Source organism: Pseudomonas sp. GD04158, assembly GCF_029834875.1.
Classification (GTDB): domain Bacteria; phylum Pseudomonadota; class Gammaproteobacteria; order Pseudomonadales; family Pseudomonadaceae; genus Aquipseudomonas; species Aquipseudomonas hydrolytica.
This window is the reverse complement of the sequence record NZ_JAODYT010000067.1, coordinates 1-22584: the sequence shown is the minus strand read 5'-3', so window position 1 is coordinate 22584 and position 22584 is coordinate 1. Positions and strand designations below refer to the sequence as shown.

The following is a 22584-nucleotide window of genomic DNA, read 5'->3' as shown; positions in this document are numbered from 1 at the left end:
CACGCCAACAAGGCCGGCAAGAAGATCCTCATGTCCGGCGGCGGGCGCTGCAATTTCACCAATATGTATTGCGAGCCGGGCAACTTTCTCTCGCAGAACCCGCACTTCTGCAAATCCGCCCTGGCGCGCTTCACCCAGTGGGATTTCATCGGCCTGGTGGCCAAGCACGGCGTGCCCTACCACGAGAAGAAACTCGGCCAGCTGTTCTGCGACAACAAGTCCAGCGACATACTCGAACTGCTGCTGGCCGAGTGCAGCGATGCCGGCGCGGAGATTCGCCTGAACACCGCGGTGCACGCCATCGCCAGAACCGAAGGGGGTTTCCTGCTGCAGACCGATCTCGGCGAGGTCACCTGCCAGTCGCTGGTGATCGCCTGCGGCGGGCTGTCCATTCCCACCTTGGGCGCCACCGGCTTCGGTTATCAGGTGGCCAGGCAGTTCGGCCACGAGGTGCTGCCGACCCGTGCCGGGCTGGTGCCTTTCACCCTTACCGATCCGCAGCTCAAGACGCTGTGCACGGAGCTGTCCGGGACCTCGGTGGAAGACTGCCTGGTGAGCTGCAATGGCCAGAGCTTCAAGGAGAACATCCTGTTCACCCACCGCGGCCTGTCCGGCCCGGCGATCCTGAAGATCTCCTCCTACTGGCAGCCGGGCGACACCCTGCACATCGACCTGCTGCCGCATATCGACCTGCCCGAGTGGCTGGCGACGCAGCAGCGCGAGCGCGGCAACAGCGAGCTGAAAACCCTGCTGGCCGAGCTCTTCACCAAGAAGATGGCGGCCCTGCTGGTGGACAGCTGGTTCGCCAACAAGCCGCTGAAGCAGTACACCCCGGGCGAACTCAAGGCGATTGCCGAGCGCTTGTCCGACTGGCAACTGGTACCGGCCGGCACCGAGGGCTACCGCACCGCCGAAGTGACCCTGGGCGGAGTGGACACCCGCGAGGTGTCGTCCAAGACCCTGGAATCGCTCAAGGTGCCGGGGCTGTACTTCATCGGCGAGGTGCTGGACGTCACCGGCCACCTCGGCGGCTTCAACTTCCAGTGGGCCTGGGCCTCGGGCTACGCCGCCGCGCAGTACGTCTGAGGCATCCAACACGGCCTGGCGCCTAGGGTGCGCCGCGCGCACCAGTGCCGCCATCGCCGCCTGGCGAGCAACGGATTACCAAGCGTCCGGTGCGCCCTGCCTCGATCCTCGCCATTCTGCTCGGGGAACTGCCTGCGCGGCGCAAAGTCTGCTGAATACGGCGGGTGTCGTAGGGTGCGCCGTGCGCACCAATGCCCAGGCTCGCCGGCCACGCACAACCGGCATCTTTCGCGCCTCGCACAAGGACAGTTCCGCGCCATGACCCTCGACCAAGGCCTGATCTTCGCCATTCTCGTCGCCAGCATGGGGCTGTTCATCTGGGGCCGCTGGCGTCACGACGTGGTCGCCCTGGGCGCCCTGCTGGCCTGCGTGATCGCCGGTCTGGTGAAGGAGGAGGAGGCCTTCACCGGCTTCGGTCACCCGGCGGTGATCACCGTGGCCTGCGTGCTGGTGCTCAGTCACGGCCTGCAGAGCACCGGCGCGGTCAACCGCCTGGCCCAGCGCCTGCTGCCCAGCGGCGCCGGCGTGCTGCTGTCGCTCGCGGCGCTGACCGGTCTCGGCGCCCTGCTCTCGGCCTTCATGAACAACGTCGGGGCGCTCGCCCTGCTGATGCCCATCGCCCTGCAGATTGCCGCGCGCCTGGAATTGCCACCCGGCCGGGTGCTGATGCCGCTGGCCTTCGGCACCATCCTCGGCGGCATGACCACGCTGATCGGCACGCCGCCCAACCTGATCGTCTCCAGCTTCCGCGCGCAGCATGGCAATGGCCCGTTCGCCATGTTCGATTTCAGCCCGGTGGGCGTGGCGGTGGCGCTGGCCGGCGTGCTGTTCATCACCCTGCTCGGCTGGCGCCTGGTACCCAGACGCGAAGTGGGCAACGCCGCCAGCTTCGATACCGGCCGCTACCTCACCGAGGCGCGCGTCAAGGAAGGCGGCAAGGCCCAGGGCAAGACCCTGCGCGAGATCGAGCAGTTGCTCGACGAGGCCGACGCCCAGGTGGTGGCCATGGTACGCAACAAGCTGCGCCTGAGCGCGCCCAACCCGCGCCGCGTGCTGCAGGCCGACGACGTACTGGTGATCGAGGCCGATCCGCAGGAACTGGGTGAGGTGCTGGGCCAGCTCGACCTGCTGCTGGAGGCCGAACGCGAGGCCAAGGAAGCCGAGCAGCAGCGCAAGGACAACGGCGGCGAAACCGAGAAGAAGGAAGCCAACAGCGAGGAGCGCGGCCTGCTGGAGCTGCTGGTCAAACCCGACTCGCCGCTGATCGGCCGCTCCGCCAGCAGCACGCGCTTGCGCAGCCGTTACTCCATCAGCCTGCTGGCCATCTCCAGACAGAGCCACCGCTCGATCAAACGCCTGCGTTCGACCCTGATCCAGAGCGGCGATGTGCTGCTGATGCAGGGCAGCGCCGAGGACGTCAGCGAGTTCGCCAGCGACTACGGCTGCGTGCCGCTGGCCGCCCGCGCCATCAACATTCCCGATCCACGCCAGGCCAATCTGGCCCTGGGCGTGATGCTGCTGGCCATCGCCACGGCTGCCTTCGGCCTGCTCTCGGCCGCGGTAGCCTTCTCCGCCGGGGTGCTGGCCTACATGCTGCTGCGCCTGATCCCGCTGCGCGCGGTGTACGAAGCGGTCGACTGGCCGGTGATCGTGCTGCTCGGCGCGCTGATCCCGGTGGCCGGCGCCATGTCGGAAACTGGCGCCGCCGATCTGCTGGCGCGCGTGCTGATGGAGCATCTGGCCCAGGGCAATGCCATCGTCACCCTGACCCTGCTGCTGGTGGTGACCATGACCCTGTCGGATTTCATGAACAACGCCGCCACCGCCGCGGTGATGTGCCCCATTGCCCTCAGCGCCGCCAGCCAGCTCGGCGTCAGCCCCGACTCGCTGCTGATGGCGGTGGCCATCGGCGCCTCGTGCTCCTTCCTCACCCCCATCGGCCACCAGAACAACACCCTGATCCTCAGCCCCGGCGGCTTCCGTTTCGGCGACTACTGGCGCCTCGGCCTGCCGATGGAGATTCTCGTGGTGCTGGTCAGCGTGCCGCTGCTGCTCTGGGTCTGGCCGCTGTAGTCCATCGTCATGAGGCCGGGGTGACGCCGAGGACCACATCGAAGCGGGCAATCTGCTGGTTGACCTGCCCGCTCACCGGCACGAAAGGCACGATCAGCAGTTCGCGCAGGCGTGGATCGCGGATGGCGTTGAGCAGACCGTCGCGCTGGTTGCCCGGCTCGCCGCGGATATAGCACTGGGTGGCGAAGCGCGGCATGCCGGGCAGGGTCACCGCCAGGTGGATATGCGGGGTACGTCCGGGATAGGACACCGGGCGAATGGTGCGAAAGCCATAACGACCGTCCGCCGCCGTGACGAAGCGGCCATAGCCCTGAAAACCGGGGTCGAGCCGCTGGCGATCGCCGCCACGGCTGTGCAGATAGATGCCGTTGGCATCGACCTGCCAGATTTCCACCAGCGCCCCGGCCAGCGGCCGACCGCCGGCATCGAGGATCGAGCCGTGCAACTGCACGCGAATGCCGCGCGCCTCCTCGGCCCGGCCTTCGACCTGCACCAGATCGTTGTCGCTATCGAGCGGCAGTTGGTCGGGGTAGAAGGGGCCCAGCGTCTGCCGCGGCGTCAGCAGGCGCTCGGCCAGCACCAGCGAAGGGCTGGCCAGCAGGGCGCCGCCGGCGGCGAGCAGAAGATGGCGACGGCTGGACATGGTGCTTTCCTCCACGGCGCGGGTTCGCCTTCGAAGCGGCCAGCGTGGCCAGACCCGGTGGCGCTGTCTCGCAATCAGCCGCTGCCCGAACGGCTGCGGCCGCCCCATTTACCACCGTTCGCGCAGGTGGTGCGCGCAGCGCACCCTACGGATCGGCGCCCGTAGGGTGCGCCGTGCGCACCAACGCTCGAGATGCATCCTGCCCACCAGCATCGCCCTAATCGGTGCGCAGCGACAAACCGCCGCCAGGCCGCTACAGATGCTCCAGCACCCCGGCCGCCGACTGGAACGGCAAACCGTGAGCCTCGGCCACGCTGCCGCAGGTGATCACGCCCTTGGCCACGTTGAGCCCCGCCAGCAGGTGCGCATCCTCCTCCAGGGCCCGGCGCGTGCCCTTCTGCGCCAGCGCTATGACGAACGGCAGGGTGGCGTTGTTCAGCGCCAGGGTCGAGGTGCGCGCCACCGCGCCGGGCATGTTGGCCACACAGTAGTGCACCACCTCGTCGACCACGTAGGTCGGCTCGGCGTGGGTGGTGGCACGCGAGGTTTCGGCGCAACCGCCCTGGTCAATGGCCACGTCCACCAGCACCGCGCCGGCCTTCATCTGCCGCACCATTTCCGCCGTGATCAGCTTGGGCGCGGCGGCGCCGGGGATCAGCACCCCGCCGATCACCAGATCGGCCGCCAGCACCTGCTCACGCACCGCGGCGCGGGTCGAATAGAGGGTGGTGATGCGGCTGCCGTACAGCGAATCGAGCCGGCGCAGGGCATCGACGCTCTTGTCCAGCACCGTGACATCCGCCCCCAGGCCCACGGCCATCGCCAGGGCATGGCTGCCAACCACGCCGCCGCCAAGGATCACCACCTTGCCTGGCGCCACACCGGGCACGCCGCCCAGCAATACCCCGCGGCCGCCACGGGCCTTTTCCAGGCAGCTGGCACCGGCCTGGATCGACATGCGCCCGGCCACCTCGGACATGGGGGCCAGCAACGGCAGGCGCCCCTGGGCGTCGGTCACCGTCTCGTAGGCGATACAGGTGGCACCGCCGGCCATCAGCTCTTCAGTCTGCGCTCGATCCGGAGCCAGGTGCAGGTAGGTGAACAGGGTGTGATGCGGGCGCAGCTTGGCGCGCTCCACCGCCAGCGGCTCCTTGACCTTGACGATCAACTGCGCCTGCTGGAACACCTCGCCCGCGCTCGCGGCGATCTGCGCACCCGCCTCGCGGTAATCCTGGTCGGCAAAACCGATGGCAGCGCCGGCCAGGGTCTCCACCCAGACCTCATGACCCAGCGCGGCAAGTTCGGCCACTGACTGCGGGGTGAGGCCGACGCGGTATTCGTGATTCTTGATTTCCTTGGGTACGCCGATGCGCATAACGACCTCCGCTGGAAGGGTGCGTTGCCTTATCGAAGTCTAGGAAAGACCTGGCAGTCAGCCATCCGTTTTCATCACCATTTTCAGGGGATAGCCCTGCGCCGCAGCTACTTCTTCTCGGCTATTCCCTGCAACAGCTCCACCGGCAGCGGGAAGACGATGGTCGAGCTCTTGTCACTGGCGATGCTGCCCAGGGTCTGCATGTAGCGCAGCTGCATGGCGCCGCTCTGCCGGCCGAGGATCTCGGCGGCCTGCATGAGCTTCTCTGCGGCCTGCAGTTCGCCTTCGGCGTGAATCACCTTGGCCCGCCGCTCGCGCTCGGCCTCGGCCTGCCTGGCGATGGCGCGCACCATCGACTCATCCAGGTCGACGTGCTTGATCTCGACGTTCGCCACCTTGATGCCCCAGGCATCGGTCTGCGCGTCGAGCACCTGCTGGATGTCCACGTTGAGCCGCTCGCGCTCGGCGAGCATGTCGTCCAGCTCGTGTTTGCCGAGCACGGCGCGCAGGGTGGTCTGTGCCAGCTGACTGGTGGCCGAGTGGTAATCCTCGACCTGGATGATCGCCCGCTGCGGGTCGAGCACGCGGTAATAGACCACCGCATTGACCTTGACCGAGACGTTGTCGCGAGAAATCACGTCCTGGGTCGGCACGTCCAGCACCAGGGTACGCAGGTCCACCCGCACCATCTGCTGCAGACCGGGGATGACCAGGATCAGCCCCGGCCCCTTGACCCGCCAGAAGCGGCCGAGCTGGAACACCACGCCGCGCTCGTATTCGCGCAGGATGCGAAACGCCGAGGCGAGCAGGGCCAGGACGATGATTGCCAGTGACAGAAAACTCAATTCGAAACCCATCAGTTACCTCCTCGGGGCGGCGGCTCATCCACCGCGCTGACCTGTAGATGCACGCCCTCGCGCGCGGTGACTCGTACCTGCTGCCCGGGCTGCAGCGGCGCAGCGCCCTGCACCTGCCAGCGTTCGCCCTGCAGTGCCACCCAACCGGCGCGTGGATCGTCCTCACGCACCGCGGCGATGGCCACCAGGCTGCCGACCAGACCGCTGTCACCGGCCACCTGCTGACGTCGCCTGGCCCTGAGCGCCATGCCGACGATGGCCAGGATCAGCGCGGCGCTGACCAGCGCCAGGGTGATGATCAGCGCCAGCGGGATGCCGAAGCCCGGCACGTCGGTGTCGATCAGGATCAGCCCACCGAAGACGAAGGCCACCACCCCGCCGATGCCGAGCACGCCGAAGCTGGGCAGGAAGGCCTCGGCGGTGATGAAGGCGATGCCGAGCAGGATCAGCGCCACCCCGGCGTAGTTCACCGGCAGCAGTTGCAGGGCATAGAGGGCGAGTACCAGGCTGATGCCGCCGAGCACGCCACCGACGCCGCTGCCGGGATTGGAGAATTCGAAGAACAGGCCATAGACGCCGATCATCATCAGGATCAGCGCCACGCTGGGGTTGGTGATCACGGCCAGCAGCCGGGTGCGCCAGTCCGGCGCGTGGCTGATCAGCGGCGCGCCGGCAGTGGCCAGGGTCCGCTCGACGCCCGCGGCCTGCAGGGTCTTGCCATCGAGCTGGCGCAGCAGATCGGCCGTGTCCCTGGCCAGGTAGTCGATCACCTTCTGCTCCAGCGCCTCCTCGGCGGACAGGCTGACGGCCTCGCGCACAGCCTGCTCGGCCCACTCGGCATTGCGCCCGCGCATGTTGGCCAGGCCGCGGATATAGGCGGCGGCGTCGTTGACCTGCTTGGCGGTCATGGCATCGCCCGTCCCCTTATCGCCTTGCGTGGCCTTGTCCTTCTCGGCCTTGTCATCCCCCTCGGGCTGGCTCGGCGCTCCCGGCATGCCGATGGCCACCGGTGTGGCGGCGCCGAGGTTGGTGCCCGGCGTCATGGCCGCGACATGACTGGCATAGAGGATGTAGGTACCGGCGCTGGCCGCCCGCGCGCCACCGGGCGCGACGTAGCTGGCCACCGGGATGGGGCTGGCGAGAATCGCCTTGATGATGGCGCGCATGGCGGTATCCAGCCCGCCGGGGGTGTCGATCTCGATCACCACCAGCTGCGCGCCCTCGTCCACCGCCTTGGCCAGGCCGCGCACCAGATAGTCGGCGCTGGCCGGGCCGATCACGCCGTCCACCTGCAACTGCACCACCGCCCCCGGCGCCGCACTCACCCCCCCCGATGCGCAGAGGATCAGGGCACACAGACACAGACGCAACCAGCCAGGCAACACGTTCGACTCCCGGGAACCGCATTGATACCGAACCCGTGGCGGCGGTCCCTTTCTGAGCATAGTCCACGCCCCCAGGGGCTCCCGCGCCCGCGCGGACGGATGTGCTACAGGGCATGTAAGGGCAGCGGTGCTGGCGCCGAGGTCGCGAACCGCCGCCAGGGCTCGCAGACGGATACCCAGCGGCAGGCCAGTTCCGGTAGGCTGCTCACATCTTTTCCGCCCAGGTCACCCATGCCTCGCCCTCACCTCAGCCAAACGCTGCGCCGCCTCTGGGCGCTGGACAAGTTCAGCGCCAGCCTGCGGGTATTCATCGCCCTGGCCGGAGCCTTGGCGCTGTGCTGGTGGCAGGGTTGGGTGCACGGGCTGATTCCGCTGTTTCTCGGCATCATCGCCAGCGCCCTGACCGAGACCGACGACAGCTGGCAGGGCCGCCTGGGCACCGTGCTGGTGACCCTGGTGTGCTTCAGTGCGGCGGCCTATGCGGTGGAGTTCCTCTTTCCCTACCCCTGGCTGTTCGTCGTTGCCCTGGCCTGTTCCGCCTTCTGCCTGACCATGCTCGGCGCGCTCGGCGAGCGCTTCGCCACCCTCGGCTCGGGCACGCTGATCCTCGCCGTGTACAGCATGATCGGCCTGGAACAGCGCGGCGGCGTTGCCGGTCTGTGGCTGGAGCCGCTGCTGCTGGTAGCCGGCGCCGCCTGGTACGGCCTGCTGTCGGTGATCTGGCACGCGCTGTTCGCCCACCAGCCGGTGCAGCTCGCCCTGGCCCGGCTGTTTCGCGAACTGGGCAAGTACCTCAAGCTCAAGGCGGCGCTGTTCGAGCCACTGCGCCAGCTGGACGTGGAGCAGCGCCGCCTGGAGCTGGCGCAGCAGAACGGACGGGTGGTGTCGGCCCTCAACGCGGCCAAGGAAATCATCCTGCACCGGGTCGGGGGCGCCCGCCCGGCGCCCAAGGTCAATCGCTACCTGAAGCTGTACTTCCTCGCCCAGGACATCCACGAGCGCGCCAGCTCCTCGCACTACCCCTACAACGAACTGGCCGAAGCCTTCTTCCACAGCGACGTGCTGTTTCGTTGCCAGCGCCTGCTGCGCCTGCATGGCGAGGCCTGTCAGCGGCTGGCCACCGCCATCGAGCTGCGCCAGCCGTTCGAATACCGCGAGCTGTGCAGTCAGGCCCTGGAAGATCTGCACGCCTCCCTCGACCACCTGCATCTGCAGAGCAACCCGGCCTGGCGCCGCCTGCTGCGCTCGCTGGGCGCGCTGGCCGGCAACCTGGCCACGCTCGACCAGCTGCTCGGCAACGCCAGCAACCCCGACGCCCTGGCCGAGGAACAGGACAGCAGCCTGCTGGATCGCGAACCGCATTCGCTGCGCGAGGTCATCGAGCGCATCGGCCAGCAGCTGACGCCCACCTCGCTGCTGTTTCGCCATGCGCTGCGCCTGTCCATCGCCCTGGCTGCGGGTTATGGCCTGCTGCACCTGATCCACCCGACCCAGGGCTACTGGATCCTGCTGACCACCCTGTTCGTCTGCCAGCCGAACTACGGCGCCACGCGCCTGAAGCTGGTGCAGCGCATTCTCGGCACCCTGCTCGGCCTGGGAATCGGCTGGGCGCTGTTCGACCTGTTCCCCGATCCGCGCATCCAGGCGCTGTTCGCCGTGGTCGCCGGGGTGGCCTTCTTCGCCACCCGCGCCACCCGCTACACCCTGGCCACCGCGGCGATCACCCTGCTGGTGCTGTTCTGCTTCAACCAGATCGGCGATGGCTACGGCCTGTTCCTGCCACGCCTGATCGATACCCTGCTCGGCGGCCTGATCGCCGGCCTGGCGGTGTTCCTGATCCTGCCGGACTGGCAGGGCCGGCGCCTGGGGCGCATGTTGGCGAACACCCTGAGCTGCAACAGCGCCTACCTGCGCCAGATCATCGCCCAGTACGCCCACGGCAAACGCGACGACCTCGGTTATCGCCTGGCCCGGCGCAATGCCCACAATGCCGACGCGGCGCTATCCACCACGCTCGGCAACATGCTGATGGAACCGGGGCACTTCCGTAAGGACGCCGATCTGGGCTTTCGCTTTCTGGTGCTGTCGCACACCCTGCTCAGCTACCTCTCCGCACTCGGCGCGCACCGTGGCGAACAGCTGCCGCAGGCCGTCCAGGCGCAGTTGCTGGAACAGGCCGAGCACCTCGCCGCCAGCCTCGACGAGATCGCCGCGGGCCTGCGCGGCGAACGCCCGCTGGCGATTCACAGCGACGAAGAGCAGGAACTGGCCCAGGCCCTGGAGCAGATCGCCGACGACGCCGATGAACGCCAGCGCCTGGTGCAGACCCAACTGGCGCTGATCTGCCGGCAACTGGCGCCGCTGCGCACCCTCGGCGCCCATCTGCACAAGGACGGCTGAGGGGCACTAGCAGGCCGACAAAGCTTTCTGCGAGTATTCGAGCAGGCCTATCACCCAGGCACCGCCATGTCCGCCAGCCCATCTTCGTCGCGCACCTTGCCGGTCTCGCTGCCGAGCCTGCTGCTGGCGCTCTGTCTGCTGCTGGCCGGCCCGCAGGCCTGGGCTGGCCTGATGCTGGACGAGACCACGCCACCGCGGAATCTGCACGGGCTGGTGGATTTTCTCGACGATCCACAGGCCGACCTGTCGCTGCTCGACGTCAGCCGCGCCAACGCCCCGTTTCGCCCCTCCAGCGAGCGCCGCGACCTCAGCTTCGGCTACGTGCCGGGCGTGGTCTGGCTGCGCCTGCCGCTGCAGTCCAGCGCGGCCGCAACGCTCTCCTGGCGCCTCGAACTGAACTACGCCTCACTGGACGAGGTACGGCTGTACGACGTGGGCGCCGACGGCGTGCGCGAATCGCGCAGCGGCGATACCGTGCCCTACGCTCAGCGCAGCGTCGGCCATCGCAACCCGGTGTTCGAGATCGTCCTGCGACCGGGCGAGCAACGCACCCTCTACCTGCGCGCCGACTCGCGCGGCAGCATGACCCTGAGCGGTGAGCTGATGTCGGCCCACGCTTTCGAGCAGCACAGTCAGAAGGGCTACCTGGTGCATGCCCTGTATTGCGGGGTGCTGACCGCCCTGGGGCTGTACAACCTGCTGCTGTTTCTTGCCCTGCGCGAACGCCCCTTCCTCAACTACGTGCTGTTCATGTTCGCCTTCGCCGTCAGCGTGCTGTCGCTCAACGGCCTCGGTGCACAATACCTGTGGCCGCATGCCGCGCCCTGGAGCAATCGCATGCTGCCGGTCAGCCTGACCCTGGCGGCGCTGCTCGCCGTGGTGTTCGCGCGCAGTTTCCTGGATACCCGGCAGTGGCTGCCGCGCTGGGACCGGGTGCTGCAGGTACTGTGCGGCGCCACCCTGCTGGCCGTGCTCGCCACCCTGCTCCTGCCGGTGCAGACGGCCCTGCAGACCATGTCGCTGACCGGCCTGATCGTTACCCTGACGCTGCTGCTCACCAGCTTCGTCTGCGTCGGCTACCGGGTGCCCGGTGCGCGTCTGTTCGCCCTGGCCTGGCTGATGCTGCTGAGCGGCGCGGTGCTGCTGGCATTGCGCAACTTCGCCCTGATCCCGTCGAACTTCATCACCCTGTACGCCATGCAGATCGGCTCGGGCCTGGAGATGATCCTGCTGTCGTTCGCCCTGGCGGCCCGCTTCAACGAGCTCAAGCGCCAGCGCGAGGCCGCCCTGCAGCTCAACGAGCAGATCCTCGCCAAACGCGTCACCGAGCGGACCCTGGCGCTGGAGCTGGCCAACCAGCGCCTCAGCGAACTGGCGCTGCAGGACCCGCTGACCGGCCTGGCCAACCGCACCGCGCTGCAGCAGCACCTGGAACAGGCCATCGCCCGCAGTCAGCGGCGCAACGAACTGCTGGCGGTGATGCTGATCGACCTCGATGGCTTCAAACCCGTCAACGACCAGTACGGTCACGGTTTCGGCGATCAGGTGCTGGCCGAGGTTGCCCGGCGCCTCAGGCACTACCTGCGCGACGCCGACCTGCCGGCGCGCCTGGGCGGCGACGAGTTCGTGGTGATCTGCGAGAACGTGCAAACGGCCGCAGACGCCCGCGACCTGGCCAAGCGCGTGCTGGAGGGGCTGGACACGCCCATCTATCTGGAAGAACGGGCCGTGCGCGTGGGCGCGAGCATCGGTATCGCCCTCTATCACGGCGAGGACGACGCCACCGCGCTGATCCGCCGGGCCGACGCCGCGATGTATCGAGCCAAGGCCACCGGACGCAACCGCGTGCACCTCACCGCCGAACCGGACTGACGCGCTGGACAGCCGCCCGTCGGCCTGGGATAACCGCGCCATTTGCAAGCGAAACCGCCACATGAACAAGACCCTGTTGTTGCAAGCCGTGCTCAGCCAGTTGCAGGCCGATCTCGAGCAGGCCAACCTGGCCGCCCTGAGCGCCCACGAAGCGGCCACCCATGAAGAGAACGTCGCCGAGAACAAGTACGACACCCTTGGCCTGGAGGCCGCCTATCTGGCCAGCGGCCAGGCGCGGCGGGTGGAGGAGCTGCGCCAGACGCTGATCACCTGGCGCCAGCTGCGCCCGCGCCCCTTCGACGAAGCGCAGGGCATCGAACTGGGCGCGCTGGTTCTGCTGGCCGGCGAGGACGGCCACGAACAGTGGCTGTTTCTCGGCCCGCAGGGCGCCAGCATGAAGCTGCGGCACGCCGGGCGCAGCATCCAGGTGCTGGGCAATGCCGCTCCGCTGGGGCACCTGTTGCTGGGCAAACGCCCCGGCGATGAAATCAATCTGCCGATGGGCAAGCGACTGCAGCTATTCGAAGTGCTGGCGGCCGAGTGAAGGGAACTATCTGAGCTAGGGTTGGGTAATTAACCATGAACCCCACGTTTGGAGAGCCCACCATGGAAGCGCCCGTCCACAGCCTGCCCGCGCTGTTCAAGCAACTCGGATTGCCCGACGATGCCGCCAGCATCAACGCCTTCATCAGCACCCACTCGCCGCTGCCGGACGCGTGCAAGCTGTCCGAGGCCCCGTTCTGGACGCCGGCGCAGGCCGCGCTGCTACGCGAGGAAATTCTCGAAGACGCCGACTGGGCACCGGTGGTCGACCAGCTCAACGTGCGCCTGCACGGCTGAGCATCCAGGGTGCGCCGTGCGCACCTCGAGTGAAAGGACGATGTCCGTGGTGCGCCTAGCGCACCCTACGGTCGCGTCGTGCCGGTGATCTTGCACGCTTTCATGCCGAGCCCGTCATCTCGCGCCAGGTCAGGTACATGCGCAGGTCGAACTCGATCTGCGCATAGCCCGGCAGCATGTGATCGCAGAGCTTGTAGAAGGCCTTGTTGTGTTCGGCCTCCTTCAGGTGCGCCAGCTCGTGCACCACGATCATCTGCAGGAAGGCCGGCGCCGCGTCGCGAAACAGCGAAGCGACACGGATTTCCTTCTTCGCCTTGAGCTTGCCGCCCTGCACCCGCGAGATCGCCGTGTGCAGACCCAGCGCCCGATGGGTAAGGTCGAGGCGGTTGTCGTAGAGCACCTTGTCGATGGCCGGCGCGTTCTTCAGATGCTCCTGCTTGAGCGCCATCACATAGCCGTACAGCGCCTTGTCGCTCTGCACCTCGTGGCGGCCGGGGTAACGCTGCGCCAGGTAGTCGCCCAGTCGATCATCGGCGATCAGCTGGCGAACCTGTTGCTGCAAGGCGACGGGATAACCCTGGAGATATTTCAACGCGACCGATCCGAACTCATCAAAGGCCTCCAGTGTAACGGATGACGCAGCCCGCTCAGTCGCCGGGCACCACCCGCAGCAGACGACCATCGGCGTTGTCGGTCAGCAGATAGAGCGCGCCATCCGGGCCTGCACGCACATCGCGGATGCGCTCGCCGAGCTCCTCGAACAGAATCTCCTCGCCCGCCAGCATCCCCTCGTGCAGGCGCACGCGGCGCACGCTGCGCTCGGCCAGGGTGGCGGCGAACAGGTCGCCCTGCCAGTCCGGGAACAGTGCGCCGCGGTACTGGGTCAGGCTCGCGGGCGCCACCGAAGGCGTCCAGTGCAGCAAGGGCTGGGTCAGGCCCGGCAACTCGGTGTAGGGGCTGACCCGCGCGCCGGTGTAGTCGATGCCGAAGGTCGCCAACGGCCAGCCGTAATTGGTGCCGGCCTCGATCAGATTCAGCTCGTCGCCACCGCGCGGGCCATGCTCGTGGCTGTACAGGCGCCCGGCCTCGGCGTCGAAGACGATGCCCTGCACATTGCGGTGGCCGAGGCTGTAGATTTCCGCCGCGGCGCCGGTCTGCCCCACCAGCGGGTTGTCCGCCGGCACACTGCCGTCGCGATTGAGGCGAACGATCTTGCCCAGGTGGTTGCCGGGGTTCTGCGCCTCTTCGCGCCAGTCGAAACCATCGCCCAGGGTCAGCACCAGGGTCTTGTCGGCGAGAAAGGCGATACGCCCGCCATAGTGGGAAGCCCCGGCCTTGAGCGGCTGGGCGGTGAACAGCACTTCGAAGTCGCGCAATTCGTCGTCTACCAGCCGGGCGCGGGCCAGACGTGTGTTGTTGGCCTGCGTCGTGCCATGGGCGTAGCTGAGGTAGAGCCAGCGATTGCTGACGTAGTCGGGGTCGAGCGCCACCTCCATCAGACCGGCCTGCGCCGCGACGAAGATCTCCGGCAGCCCGGCCACCGGGTCCGGGTCCAGGCTGCCGTCGGCTTCGACGATACGCAGGCGGCCGACCCGCTCGGTCACCAGGATGCGCCCGTCCGGCAGGAAGGCCAGCGACCAGGGGTGTTCCAGTCCTTCGCTGAAAGTCTCGATGCGATAGGCCTGCGCCTGCGCAGGCACGCTGGCGAGCAGGGCGCCAACCAGCAGCGCACGAATGAGTCTGGACATGGAAGGGGCCTTATGAGGGTAAATCGGAGGACGTCGGCTGCGTCAGATAACGCACCCGCCGCGCCAGAAGAGCGAACAGCAAGGCACCAGCACTGCCACTCGCCATGAGGCCAAGTGTGCCGATCAGGGTGCGATTGGCTGCGATCAGCGTTGGCATGGGCGCCAACATGTTGGCCAGCGCCAGCGCCACCCAGATCGCCAGCGCACCGGCCAGCAGAAAGATCATCCAGCGCAGCGGCGGCAGGCGCTGCGCGCACCAGGTCGCCAGCGGCAGCGCGAAGAGAAAGCCCAGTGCAGCCAGTAGGGCGAAGACCGGGGCGAAGCCGAGCAGGTCCAGGCAGGTGGTGCCGACGCGCACCTGCAGCGGCATCGGCGCGCCGAGCGCCTGCAGCGCGGCGAGGTTGGTCTGGGTCTGGAAGATCGAGGCGAGCAGCGCAGCCAGCAGCACGGCGAGAACGAAGGCGAGCAACAGGCGAGGCTTGCTGGACATGGGTGACGGCATTCCCGAAACGACAGTTCGAGGATTATGGCGCAGCCCGCCAAGCCCCATGCCCCCAGGTGTTTTACAGGGTTTTACCTGCCGCTGCGCAGCCGTCGGTTAAGCGCAGTTACCGCCGGCTTGCGGGCAATTGGACGCCCTATTGGAACCGCTCTTTTTTGCGACCATATATTGACGTCAATAATGCGACGAACGGTGCTCACGCAATGCCCGAAATTGCCGTTATAAAGCGCGCCAGCAGAGCACTTCCGCTCTGCTGTCACGGGCAGTCCTGCTCACCCTTCTAGTTCGCGTGTGTCACCCGCTGGAACGCCAAGTAAGCCGTTACTGACTCCTGGATGAGATGTGCCATCGACTGAAGTTTCCGTCTTTCAGGAGCTTTGATCATGATCGAACTCGCCATGTGGAATCTCAGCGTTCCAGTGGGCGTACCCGCCACCACCATCGAGACACGCGTACTGGCCGGTGGCTACCAGGATCACTATTTTCAGTCCAAGGAAGGTGCGATCTTCTTCTGGGCACCGGTCAATGGCACCACGACCGAGAGCGCCAAGTATCCCCGCACCGAACTGCGCGAAACCTTTGCCGACGGCCGCCTGCGCAACTGGACCTACCCGGAGGCGGACCATTTTCTGCGGGCGTCGCTGAGCGTCAGCCAGGTGCCGTCCACCGGCAAGATCGTCATCGGCCAGATTCACGCCCTGAAGAGTTCCGAGCCGCTGCTCAAGCTGGAGTACCAGTACAAGACCAAGACCGCCGATGGCAACATCGTCGCCAAGGTCCGTCCGAGCCCGGACGCCGCCATCCAGACCGTGACCGTGGCCAGCGGCATCCGCCTGAACCAGCCGTTTCGCTACGTGATCAACCTGAAGCCCGATGGCACCCTGGCCATCAGCCTCAACAGCATCAACTGGAGCGCGCGGATGGACCCGACCTGGGCGGCGAGGCCCCTGTACTTCAAGGCCGGGGTCTACACCCAGGACAACACCGGCTATGAAACCGAAGCCGGCGCCGCGCGCTTCGATCAGCTCAGCATCGAGCACCGCTCGCTGCTCGGCTCGGCGAAGTAACACGGCCCGAGCGCAGGCCATAAAAAAACGCCGCGGCTCCGTGAGGAGCCGCGGCGTTTTTCGTGCAGCGCGCCTGGCTTAGTTGACCTTGGCGGCCAGCTCGCCACTGGCGTAGCGCTTGTACATGCCTTCCAGGGAGATCGGCTTGATCTTCGAGGCGTTGCCGGCAGTACCGAAGGCTTCGTAGCGGGCGATGCAGATGTCACGCATGGCTTCGATGGTCTTGGCGAAGTATTTGCGCGGATCGAACTCAGCCTTGTTCTGCTCGAGGAAGCGACGGATGGCACCGGTGGAAGCCAGGCGCAGGTCGGTGTCGATATTCACCTTGCGCACGCCGTGCTTGATGCCTTCGACGATCTCTTCGACCGGCACGCCGTAGGTTTCCTTGATGTCGCCACCGTACTCGTTGATGATCGCCAGCCAGTCCTGCGGCACCGAGCTGGAGCCGTGCATCACCAGGTGGGTGTTGGGGATGCGCTTGTGGATTTCCTTGATGCGCTCGATGGAGAGCACGTCGCCGGTTGGCGGCTTGGTGAACTTGTAGGCGCCGTGGCTGGTGCCGATGGCGATCGCCAGGGCATCGACCTGAGTGGCCTTGACGAAGGCCGCCGCCTCTTCCGGGTCGGTCAGCAGCTGGCTGTGGTCCAGCACGCCTTCGGCGCCGACGCCATCCTCTTCACCGGCCATGCCGGTTTCCAGGCTGCCCAGGCAGCCCAGCTCACCTTCCACCGACACGCCGCAGGCGTGGGCGAAGGCTACGGTTTGCTGAGTGACGCGGACGTTGTAGTCGTAGTCGGCCGGGGTCTTGCCGTCTTCCTTGAGCGAGCCGTCCATCATTACCGAGGAAAAGCCCAGCTGGATGGAGCGCTGGCACACGTCGGGGCTGGTGCCGTGGTCCTGGTGCATGCACACCGGGATATGCGGGAATTCTTCGATGGCAGCCAGGATCAGGTGGCGCAGGAAAGGCGCACCGGCGTATTTGCGGGCACCAGCGGAGGCCTGGACGATGACCGGCGAATCGGTCTTGTCGGCGGCTTCCATGATGGCGCGCATCTGCTCGAGGTTGTTGACGTTGAAGGCCGGCACGCCGTAGCCGAATTCGGCGGCGTGGTCGAGCATCTGGCGCATGCTGATAAGTGCCATGGTGAAGCTCCCAATCTGGGTTGTTTAATGTACAAGCCTGCCGCAGGGGCAGGCTCGGTTCAAGCTTGAATACCGCTGTAAGTCTAAAGCCGCTGCTCTACTGCGCCTTGCAGCCGCGACCGATCAGATCGTCGGTCGCGGTCCAGTAGACCAGGCCTTCCTCGCCCTTGGTGTGAAACGACAGGCGTCCATCGCTGTACAGCGCGCCGGACGCGGCCGGCTCCTGGGTCAGGCGATAGACGATGTCGTCGCCCCCCAGGCGCAGGTCAACCTGATCGTAGCCGCCATTGGCGAAGCGCCACTGCACCTCGGCCTGGCTGTCGCATACCCAGCGATTCCAGTGATCCGGCACCGCGGGCTGACTGCTGCACGCAGCGAGCAGCACTGCCAGGGCGGAAAGTCCCGCCAATCTGATTCCGATCATTGCCTCTCCTTGTCAGCAACGCTGTTCCGCTGCCGGGCCAGTGGGTTCGCCACTGCTTTGCTCGACACGCTGATCATCCTGAGTGGTCGGCGTGTCGATCTGCGCGGGGCTGAACACCTCGCAGGCAGCTTCCCGTCCACCGCTGGCGCAACCGGCCAGCAAAACACCCATGACTGCAAGAGCGACCCACTTTTCCATGACATGACTCCTTGTGCGATGGTCCAGTCTGTACAGACCATCCGATCACGCCAGGGTTTAATCCAGCGGGTGAAACCCCTTGGCGATGCGCCGCTCACTTGGAAAGGCCAGCGCCTCTCTCTGGCGCGCATGGCGCATCGCCGATTGCCCGAGCCTTACTTGGCGCGCTGCTCCAGCACCTCGACTGCCGGCAGCACCTTGCCCTCGACGAATTCGAGGAAGGCGCCGCCGCCGGTGGAAATGTAGGAAATCTGCTCGCTCACGCCGTATTTGTCGATGGCCGCCAGAGTGTCGCCGCCGCCGGCAATGGAGAACGCCGGGCTTTCCGCGATGGCCAGGGCCAGGGCCTTGGTGCCATTGCCGAACTGATCGAACTCGAACACGCCGACCGGGCCGTTCCACAGGATGGTCTGCGAGGCCTTGAGCATCTCGGCGAACTGCTTGGCGGTCTGCGGGCCGATGTCGAGGATCATGTCGTCGTCAGCCACGTCCTTGACCGACTTGACGGTGGCTTCGGCGTCCTCGGCGAAGGCCTTGGCCACCACCACGTCGACCGGCAGCGGCACGCTGACCTTGGCGGCGATGGCGCGGGCAGTGTCGACCAGGTCGGCCTCGTACAGCGACTTGCCGACCGGCAGTCCGGCCGCGGCGAGGAAGGTGTTGGCGATGCCGCCGCCGACGATCAGCGAGTCGCAGATATCGGCCAGGGAGTTGAGCACGTCGAGCTTGGTCGACACCTTGGAGCCGGCGACGATCGCCAGCATCGGCCGCGCCGGCTTGTCCAGGGCCTTGCCCAGGGCCTCCAGCTCGGCGGCCAGCAGCGGGCCGGCGCACGCGACTTTGGCGAACTTGGCCACGCCGTGGGTCGAGCCCTGGGCGCGGTGGGCGGTACCGAAGGCGTCCATCACGAACACGTCGCACAGCGCCGCGTACTGCTGGGCCAGCTCATCGCTGTTCTTCTTCTCGCCCTTGTTGAAGCGCACGTTCTCCAGCAGCACCAGCTCACCGGCCTTGACCTCGACACCGCCGAGGTAGTCCTTGACCAGCGGCACTTCGCGGCCGAGCGCCTTGCTCAGGTAGGCGGCGACCGGCGCCAGGCTGTCTTCCTCGCTGTACACGCCCTCTTCCGGACGGCCGAGGTGCGAGCAGACCAGCACCGCCGCGCCCTTTTCCAGCGCCAGCTTGATGGTCGGCAGCGAGGCGAGGATGCGCGCATCGCTCTTGACCACGCCATCCTTCACCGGGACGTTGAGGTCTTCGCGGATCAGCACGCGCTTACCGGCGAGGTCGAGGTCGGTCATCTTCAGAACGGTCATGGCATCAGTCCTTCACGGGGGCTGGTTGTACGGAGGAAGTGGATACAGCGAGAAAATGTTCGGCGACATCGAGCATGCGGTTGGCGAAGCCCCACTCGTTGTCGAACCAGGCCAGCAGGTTGACCAGGCGCGGGCCGGACACGCGGGTCTGGCTGCCGTCGACGATGGCCGAGTGCGGGTCGTGGTTGAAGTCGCAGCTGGCGTGGGGCAGCTCGGTATAGGCCAGCAGGCCCTTGAGCGGACCGGCCTCGGCGGCCTGACGCAACACGCTGTTGATCTCGGCGGCACTGGTGTCGCGCGCGGTCTGCAGGGTGATGTCCAGGCAGGACACGTTCACCGTCGGCACGCGTATGGCCTTGGCCTGGACGCGCCCGGCCAGCTCCGGCAGCAGGCGCTCGATACCGCGGGCCAGACCGGTGGACACCGGAATCACCGACTGGAAGGCCGAGCGCGTACGGCGCAGGTCTTCGTGGTGGTAGGCATCGATAACCGGTTGATCGTTCATCGCCGAGTGAATGGTGGTAATGGAGACGTATTCCAGACCCACCGACTCGTCGAGAAGTTTCAACAGCGGCACGCTGCAGTTGGTGGTGCAGGAGGCGTTGGACACCAGCAGCTCGCGGCCGCTCAGGCAGGCCTGATTGACCCCGTAGACCACCGTGGCGTCGATATCCGCCTCGCTGGCCATGGGCTGCGACAGCAACAGACGCGGCGCCCCGGCGTCGATGAAACGCTGCGCCTCGGCACGCGTGACGTACTGGCCGGAGCATTCCAGCAGCAGATCGATATCCAGCGCCGCCCAGTCGATGGCCTCGGGCTCGCGCTGGCGCAACACCTTCACGCAGTCGCCGTTGATGTGCAGACAGTCGCCGTCCACCTTCACCTCACCGGGAAAGCGCCCGTGGGTGGAGTCGAAACGGGTCAGGTATTCGATGCTGGCCTGATCGGCCAGGTCGTTCAGCGCGACGATTTCCAGGCCCGCCCCGGCGCCGCGCTCGTGCAGCGCGCGCAGCACGCAGCGACCGATGCGGCCATAGCCATTGAGGGCGACGCGGTAGGGACGGTTGGACATGGTGTCTCGCAGGTTCGGAGTTCAACCCCTCGCCCGTTGACGGGAGAGAGCTGGGGAGAGGGCCGCCGACAGCCACAACCCTCTTCCCGGCCCCCTCCCGCAAGCGGGAGAGGGGCGACAAGGCATCAGGCGTCCAGCAGCTCTTCGGCGGTAACGACGATGTTCTCGACGGTGAAACCGAAGTGCTCGAACAGCGCCGGGGCCGGGGCCGACTCGCCGAAGCTGGTCATGCCGATGATGCGGCCGTCCAGGCCCACGTACTTGTACCAGTAGTCGGCATGCGAGGCTTCGATGGCGATGCGCGCACCGACCTGCAGCGGCAGCACGGCCTGCTTGTAGGCGGCGTCCTGGGCGTCGAACACGCTGGTCGACGGCATGGAAACCACGCGCACCTTGCGGCCCTGCTCGTCCAGCTTGGCGGCAGCCTGCATGGCCAGGGCGACTTCCGAACCGGTGGCGATCAGGATCAGTTCCGGCTCGCCGGCGCAGTCCTTGAGCACGTAGCCGCCACGGGCGATGTCGGCCAGTTGCTGGGCGTCGCGCGCCTGGTGGGGCAGGTTCTGGCGGCTGAACACCAGGGCGCTGGGGCCGTCGGCGCGCTCGATGGCGTGCTTCCAGGCTACCGCCGATTCCACCGCGTCGCATGGACGCCAGGTGTCGAGGTTGGGCGTGCCGCGCAGGCTGGCCAGCTGCTCGATCGGCTGGTGGGTCGGGCCGTCTTCGCCGAGGCCGATGGAGTCGTGGGTGAACACGTAGAGCACGCGCTGCTTCATCAGCGCCGACATGCGCACGGCGTTGCGCGCGTATTCCATGAAGATCAGGAAGGTCGCGCCGTACGGCACGAAGCCGCCGTGCAGGGCGATGCCGTTCATGATCGCGCTCATGCCGAATTCGCGCACGCCGTAGAACAGGTAGTTGCCAGCAGCGTCCTCTTCGGTGACGCCCTTGCAGCCCTTCCACAGGGTCAGGTTGGAGCCGGCCAGGTCGGCCGAGCCGCCGAGGAACTCCGGCAGCAGCGGACCGAAGGCGTTCAGCGCGTTCTGGCTGGCCTTGCGGCTGGCGATGGTCTCGCCCTTCTCGGCGACGTCCTTGATATAGGCGGCGGCCTTCTCGGCGAAATCGGCCGGCAGCTCGCCAGCGATACGGCGCTTGAACTCGGCAGCCAGCTCGGGGAACGCAGCGGCGTAAGCGGCGAATTTTTCGTTCCAGGCGGCTTCGGCGGCAGCACCGGCAGCCTTGGCGTCCCACTCGGCGTAGATCTCGGCCGGGATCTCGAACGGGCCATGGTTCCAGTTCAGGGCCGCACGGGTCAGGGCGATTTCGTCATTGCCCAGCGGCGCGCCGTGGCACTCTTCCTTGCCCTGCTTGTTCGGCGAGCCGAAGCCGATGGTGGTCTTGCAGCAGATCAGGGTCGGCTGGTCCGCGCTCTTGCGCGCGGTGTCGATGGCCATCTTGATCTCGTCGGCGTCATGGCCGTCGACGTTGCGGATCACCTGCCAGCCGTAGGACTCGAAGCGCTTGGGCGTGTCGTCGGTGAACCAGCCCTCGACCTCGCCGTCGATGGAGATGCCGTTGTCGTCGTAGAAGGCGATCAGCTTGCCCAGGCCCAGGGTGCCGGCCAGCGAGCAGACTTCATGGCTGATGCCTTCCATCATGCAGCCGTCGCCGAGGAACACGTAGGTGAAGTGATCGACGATCTGGTGGCCGTCGCGGTTGAACTGCGCACCCAGCACCTTCTCGGCGATGGCGAAGCCGACCGCGTTGGCGATGCCCTGGCCGAGCGGACCGGTGGTGGTCTCCACGCCCGGGGTGTAGCCGTATTCCGGGTGGCCCGGGGTGCGGCTGTGCAGCTGGCGGAACTGCTTGAGATCCTCGATGCCCAGGTCGTAACCGGTCAGGTGCAGCAGCGAGTAGATCAGCATCGAACCATGGCCGTTGGACAGCACGAAGCGGTCACGATCGGCGAAATTCGGGTTGCTCGGGTTGTGCTTGAGGTAGTCGCGCCACAGCACCTCGGCGATGTCCGCCATGCCCATGGGGGCACCCGGGTGGCCGCTGTTGGCTTTCTGCACGGCATCCATGCTGAGGGCACGAATGGCATTGGCTCGCTCACGACGGCTGGGCATCGCTCAAATCTCCTACGGGGGCTGCTTCTTGATGAAGGGGGCGAAAAAGACGGCCATTTTCGCCCAGCCGGCCCCCGCGGGGCAATGACAGATGGTCGTAGATCGTCGCGAATCAGCTCGCCTGCTCGCTCAGCACGCCGACAGCGGGGCTGCCCGGGCCGCCCAGACAGGGCGCCTGGAACAGTTCGCCATGCCAGACTCCGGCCAGGGTCCGGCTCAGCACCAGCGACCAGACAGCCGCCAGCTGCACCGTCAGCAGCACGCCGACGAAGGCGAAGAAGGCCAGACCGGTCAGCGCCTGCAGCTCGAAGGTGGCCAGGGTGAATACCCCCAGCGGAAAGGTGAAGCCCCACCAGCCGAGGTTGAACGGCATGTTGTCGCGGATGTAGTGCCGGGTGAACAGCGTGGCGATCACCAGCCACCAGAGCCCGGCGCCCCACAAGGCCAGACCGCCGAT

20 protein-coding genes and 1 pseudogene are annotated in these 22584 nt (G+C 66.9%); 7 read left to right on the top strand and 14 right to left on the bottom strand.

What is annotated here, in order from left to right; translation table 11 throughout:
* Both N7333_RS19720 and N7333_RS19715 read left to right on the top strand, forming a co-directional pair.
* On the top strand, positions 1-1086 hold a 1086-nt coding region (locus N7333_RS19720; RefSeq protein WP_279859277.1), incomplete at its 5' end, for an NAD(P)/FAD-dependent oxidoreductase.
* Positions 1087-1344: 258 nt separating this feature from the next.
* Entirely contained in the window at positions 1345-3159 is a 1815-nt protein-coding gene (locus N7333_RS19715) for an SLC13 family permease (protein WP_004373038.1), read from the top strand.
* A gap of 7 nt (positions 3160-3166) precedes the next feature.
* Here N7333_RS19715 and N7333_RS19710 read toward each other — a convergent pair whose 3' ends face one another.
* The 4 genes from N7333_RS19710 to N7333_RS19695 form a co-directional block, all read right to left on the bottom strand.
* Positions 3167-3802 carry a protocatechuate 3,4-dioxygenase gene (locus N7333_RS19710; RefSeq protein WP_096827581.1) on the bottom strand — a complete coding sequence of 212 codons (636 nt, stop codon included), beginning with the start codon at positions 3800-3802 and terminating at the stop codon, positions 3167-3169.
* Positions 3803-4055: 253 nt separating this feature from the next.
* On the bottom strand, positions 4056-5177 hold the full coding sequence (ald, locus tag N7333_RS19705; RefSeq protein WP_129481923.1) for an alanine dehydrogenase: 1122 nt from the start codon (positions 5175-5177) through the stop codon (positions 4056-4058).
* A gap of 107 nt (positions 5178-5284) precedes the next feature.
* The gene (locus N7333_RS19700) at positions 5285-6034 is read right to left on the bottom strand and encodes a slipin family protein (RefSeq protein ID WP_004373048.1); all 750 of its coding nucleotides are present in this window, start codon (positions 6032-6034) and stop codon (positions 5285-5287) included.
* Positions 6034-7416, bottom strand: coding sequence for a nodulation protein NfeD (locus tag N7333_RS19695; protein ID WP_252576769.1), 1383 nt, complete (start codon positions 7414-7416; stop codon positions 6034-6036). The genes N7333_RS19700 and N7333_RS19695 overlap by 1 nt, the downstream gene beginning before the upstream one ends.
* A gap of 234 nt (positions 7417-7650) precedes the next feature.
* Here N7333_RS19695 and yccS point away from each other — a divergent pair, with 234 nt between their 5' ends.
* From yccS to N7333_RS19675, 4 genes are all read left to right on the top strand, one after another.
* Complete coding sequence (yccS, locus tag N7333_RS19690) at positions 7651-9819, top strand: YccS family putative transporter (protein WP_011920708.1); 2169 nt, start codon at positions 7651-7653, stop codon at positions 9817-9819.
* Positions 9820-9885: 66 nt separating this feature from the next.
* Positions 9886-11691, top strand: a complete 1806-nt coding sequence (locus N7333_RS19685) for a diguanylate cyclase (RefSeq protein ID WP_129481925.1) — start codon at positions 9886-9888, stop codon at positions 11689-11691.
* A 61-nt stretch (positions 11692-11752) separates the two neighbouring features.
* Positions 11753-12235 carry a transcription elongation factor GreAB gene (locus tag N7333_RS19680; protein WP_096827585.1) on the top strand — a complete coding sequence of 161 codons (483 nt, stop codon included), beginning with the start codon at positions 11753-11755 and terminating at the stop codon, positions 12233-12235.
* 62 nt (positions 12236-12297) lie between these two features.
* Positions 12298-12531: a DUF2789 domain-containing protein gene (locus N7333_RS19675; RefSeq protein ID WP_004373057.1), complete on the top strand. Its 234-nt coding sequence runs from the start codon at positions 12298-12300 to the stop codon at positions 12529-12531.
* Positions 12532-12631: 100 nt separating this feature from the next.
* Here the strand turns inward: N7333_RS19675 and N7333_RS19670 are convergent, their stop codons facing one another.
* From N7333_RS19670 to N7333_RS19660, 3 genes are read right to left on the bottom strand one after another with little or no spacing between them, the layout of a single operon-like run.
* Positions 12632-13156 carry a M48 family metallopeptidase gene (locus tag N7333_RS19670; RefSeq protein WP_177491057.1) on the bottom strand — a complete coding sequence of 175 codons (525 nt, stop codon included), beginning with the start codon at positions 13154-13156 and terminating at the stop codon, positions 12632-12634.
* Between the two features lie 22 nt (positions 13157-13178).
* Positions 13179-14279 carry a PQQ-dependent sugar dehydrogenase gene (locus N7333_RS19665; RefSeq protein WP_129481926.1) on the bottom strand — a complete coding sequence of 367 codons (1101 nt, stop codon included), beginning with the start codon at positions 14277-14279 and terminating at the stop codon, positions 13179-13181.
* A gap of 10 nt (positions 14280-14289) precedes the next feature.
* Positions 14290-14769 carry a hypothetical protein gene (locus N7333_RS19660; RefSeq protein WP_129481927.1) on the bottom strand — a complete coding sequence of 160 codons (480 nt, stop codon included), beginning with the start codon at positions 14767-14769 and terminating at the stop codon, positions 14290-14292.
* 395 nt (positions 14770-15164) lie between these two features.
* On the opposite strand from N7333_RS19660, the gene N7333_RS19655 reads away from it, so the two are divergent.
* Positions 15165-15848 (top strand): polysaccharide lyase family 7 protein, encoded by a 684-nt coding sequence (locus N7333_RS19655; RefSeq protein WP_129481928.1) that lies wholly within the window; start codon positions 15165-15167, stop codon positions 15846-15848.
* Positions 15849-15926: 78 nt separating this feature from the next.
* Here N7333_RS19655 and fba read toward each other — a convergent pair whose 3' ends face one another.
* The 7 genes and pseudogenes from fba to N7333_RS19620 all read right to left on the bottom strand — a co-directional run.
* Positions 15927-16991, bottom strand: a complete 1065-nt coding sequence (fba, locus tag N7333_RS19650) for a class II fructose-bisphosphate aldolase (RefSeq protein WP_004373068.1) — start codon at positions 16989-16991, stop codon at positions 15927-15929.
* Between the two features lie 97 nt (positions 16992-17088).
* Complete coding sequence (locus N7333_RS19645; protein ID WP_177491059.1) at positions 17089-17400, bottom strand: MliC family protein; 312 nt, start codon at positions 17398-17400, stop codon at positions 17089-17091.
* 27 nt (positions 17401-17427) lie between these two features.
* Positions 17428-17613 (bottom strand): hypothetical protein, encoded by a 186-nt coding sequence (locus N7333_RS19640; protein WP_041772788.1) that lies wholly within the window; start codon positions 17611-17613, stop codon positions 17428-17430.
* Between the two features lie 155 nt (positions 17614-17768).
* A complete protein-coding gene (locus N7333_RS19635; RefSeq protein ID WP_129481930.1) occupies positions 17769-18929 on the bottom strand; it encodes a phosphoglycerate kinase in 1161 nt (386 codons plus the stop codon).
* A gap of 4 nt (positions 18930-18933) precedes the next feature.
* Positions 18934-20001: an erythrose-4-phosphate dehydrogenase gene (gene epd, locus N7333_RS19630; RefSeq protein WP_096827590.1), complete on the bottom strand. Its 1068-nt coding sequence runs from the start codon at positions 19999-20001 to the stop codon at positions 18934-18936.
* Between the two features lie 125 nt (positions 20002-20126).
* On the bottom strand, positions 20127-22127 hold the full coding sequence (tkt, locus tag N7333_RS19625; RefSeq protein ID WP_004373075.1) for a transketolase: 2001 nt from the start codon (positions 22125-22127) through the stop codon (positions 20127-20129).
* 112 nt (positions 22128-22239) lie between these two features.
* A pseudogene (locus tag N7333_RS19620) lies at positions 22240-22584 on the bottom strand (C4-dicarboxylate ABC transporter); the annotation flags it as partial.

Excerpts from the sequence above, each read along its gene's own strand:
- ald (WP_129481923.1), bottom strand. The coding sequence starts at position 5,177 with ATGCGCATCGGCGTACCCAAGGAAATCAAGAATCACGAATACCGCGTC.
- epd (WP_096827590.1), bottom strand. The coding sequence starts at position 20,001 with ATGTCCAACCGTCCCTACCGCGTCGCCCTCAATGGCTATGGCCGCATC.
- N7333_RS19700 (WP_004373048.1), bottom strand. The coding sequence starts at position 6,034 with ATGGGTTTCGAATTGAGTTTTCTGTCACTGGCAATCATCGTCCTGGCC.
- N7333_RS19685 (WP_129481925.1), top strand. The coding sequence starts at position 9,886 with ATGTCCGCCAGCCCATCTTCGTCGCGCACCTTGCCGGTCTCGCTGCCG.
- N7333_RS19655 (WP_129481928.1), top strand. The coding sequence starts at position 15,165 with ATGATCGAACTCGCCATGTGGAATCTCAGCGTTCCAGTGGGCGTACCC.
- N7333_RS19635 (WP_129481930.1), bottom strand. The coding sequence starts at position 18,929 with ATGACCGTTCTGAAGATGACCGACCTCGACCTCGCCGGTAAGCGCGTG.
- N7333_RS19675 (WP_004373057.1), top strand. The coding sequence starts at position 12,298 with ATGGAAGCGCCCGTCCACAGCCTGCCCGCGCTGTTCAAGCAACTCGGA.
- fba (WP_004373068.1), bottom strand. The coding sequence starts at position 16,991 with ATGGCACTTATCAGCATGCGCCAGATGCTCGACCACGCCGCCGAATTC.
- tkt (WP_004373075.1), bottom strand. The coding sequence starts at position 22,127 with ATGCCCAGCCGTCGTGAGCGAGCCAATGCCATTCGTGCCCTCAGCATG.
- N7333_RS19715 (WP_004373038.1), top strand. The coding sequence starts at position 1,345 with ATGACCCTCGACCAAGGCCTGATCTTCGCCATTCTCGTCGCCAGCATG.
- yccS (WP_011920708.1), top strand. The coding sequence starts at position 7,651 with ATGCCTCGCCCTCACCTCAGCCAAACGCTGCGCCGCCTCTGGGCGCTG.
- N7333_RS19665 (WP_129481926.1), bottom strand. The coding sequence starts at position 14,279 with ATGTCCAGACTCATTCGTGCGCTGCTGGTTGGCGCCCTGCTCGCCAGC.
- N7333_RS19710 (WP_096827581.1), bottom strand. The coding sequence starts at position 3,802 with ATGTCCAGCCGTCGCCATCTTCTGCTCGCCGCCGGCGGCGCCCTGCTG.
- N7333_RS19640 (WP_041772788.1), bottom strand. The coding sequence starts at position 17,613 with ATGGAAAAGTGGGTCGCTCTTGCAGTCATGGGTGTTTTGCTGGCCGGT.
- N7333_RS19680 (WP_096827585.1), top strand. The coding sequence starts at position 11,753 with ATGAACAAGACCCTGTTGTTGCAAGCCGTGCTCAGCCAGTTGCAGGCC.
- N7333_RS19660 (WP_129481927.1), bottom strand. The coding sequence starts at position 14,769 with ATGTCCAGCAAGCCTCGCCTGTTGCTCGCCTTCGTTCTCGCCGTGCTG.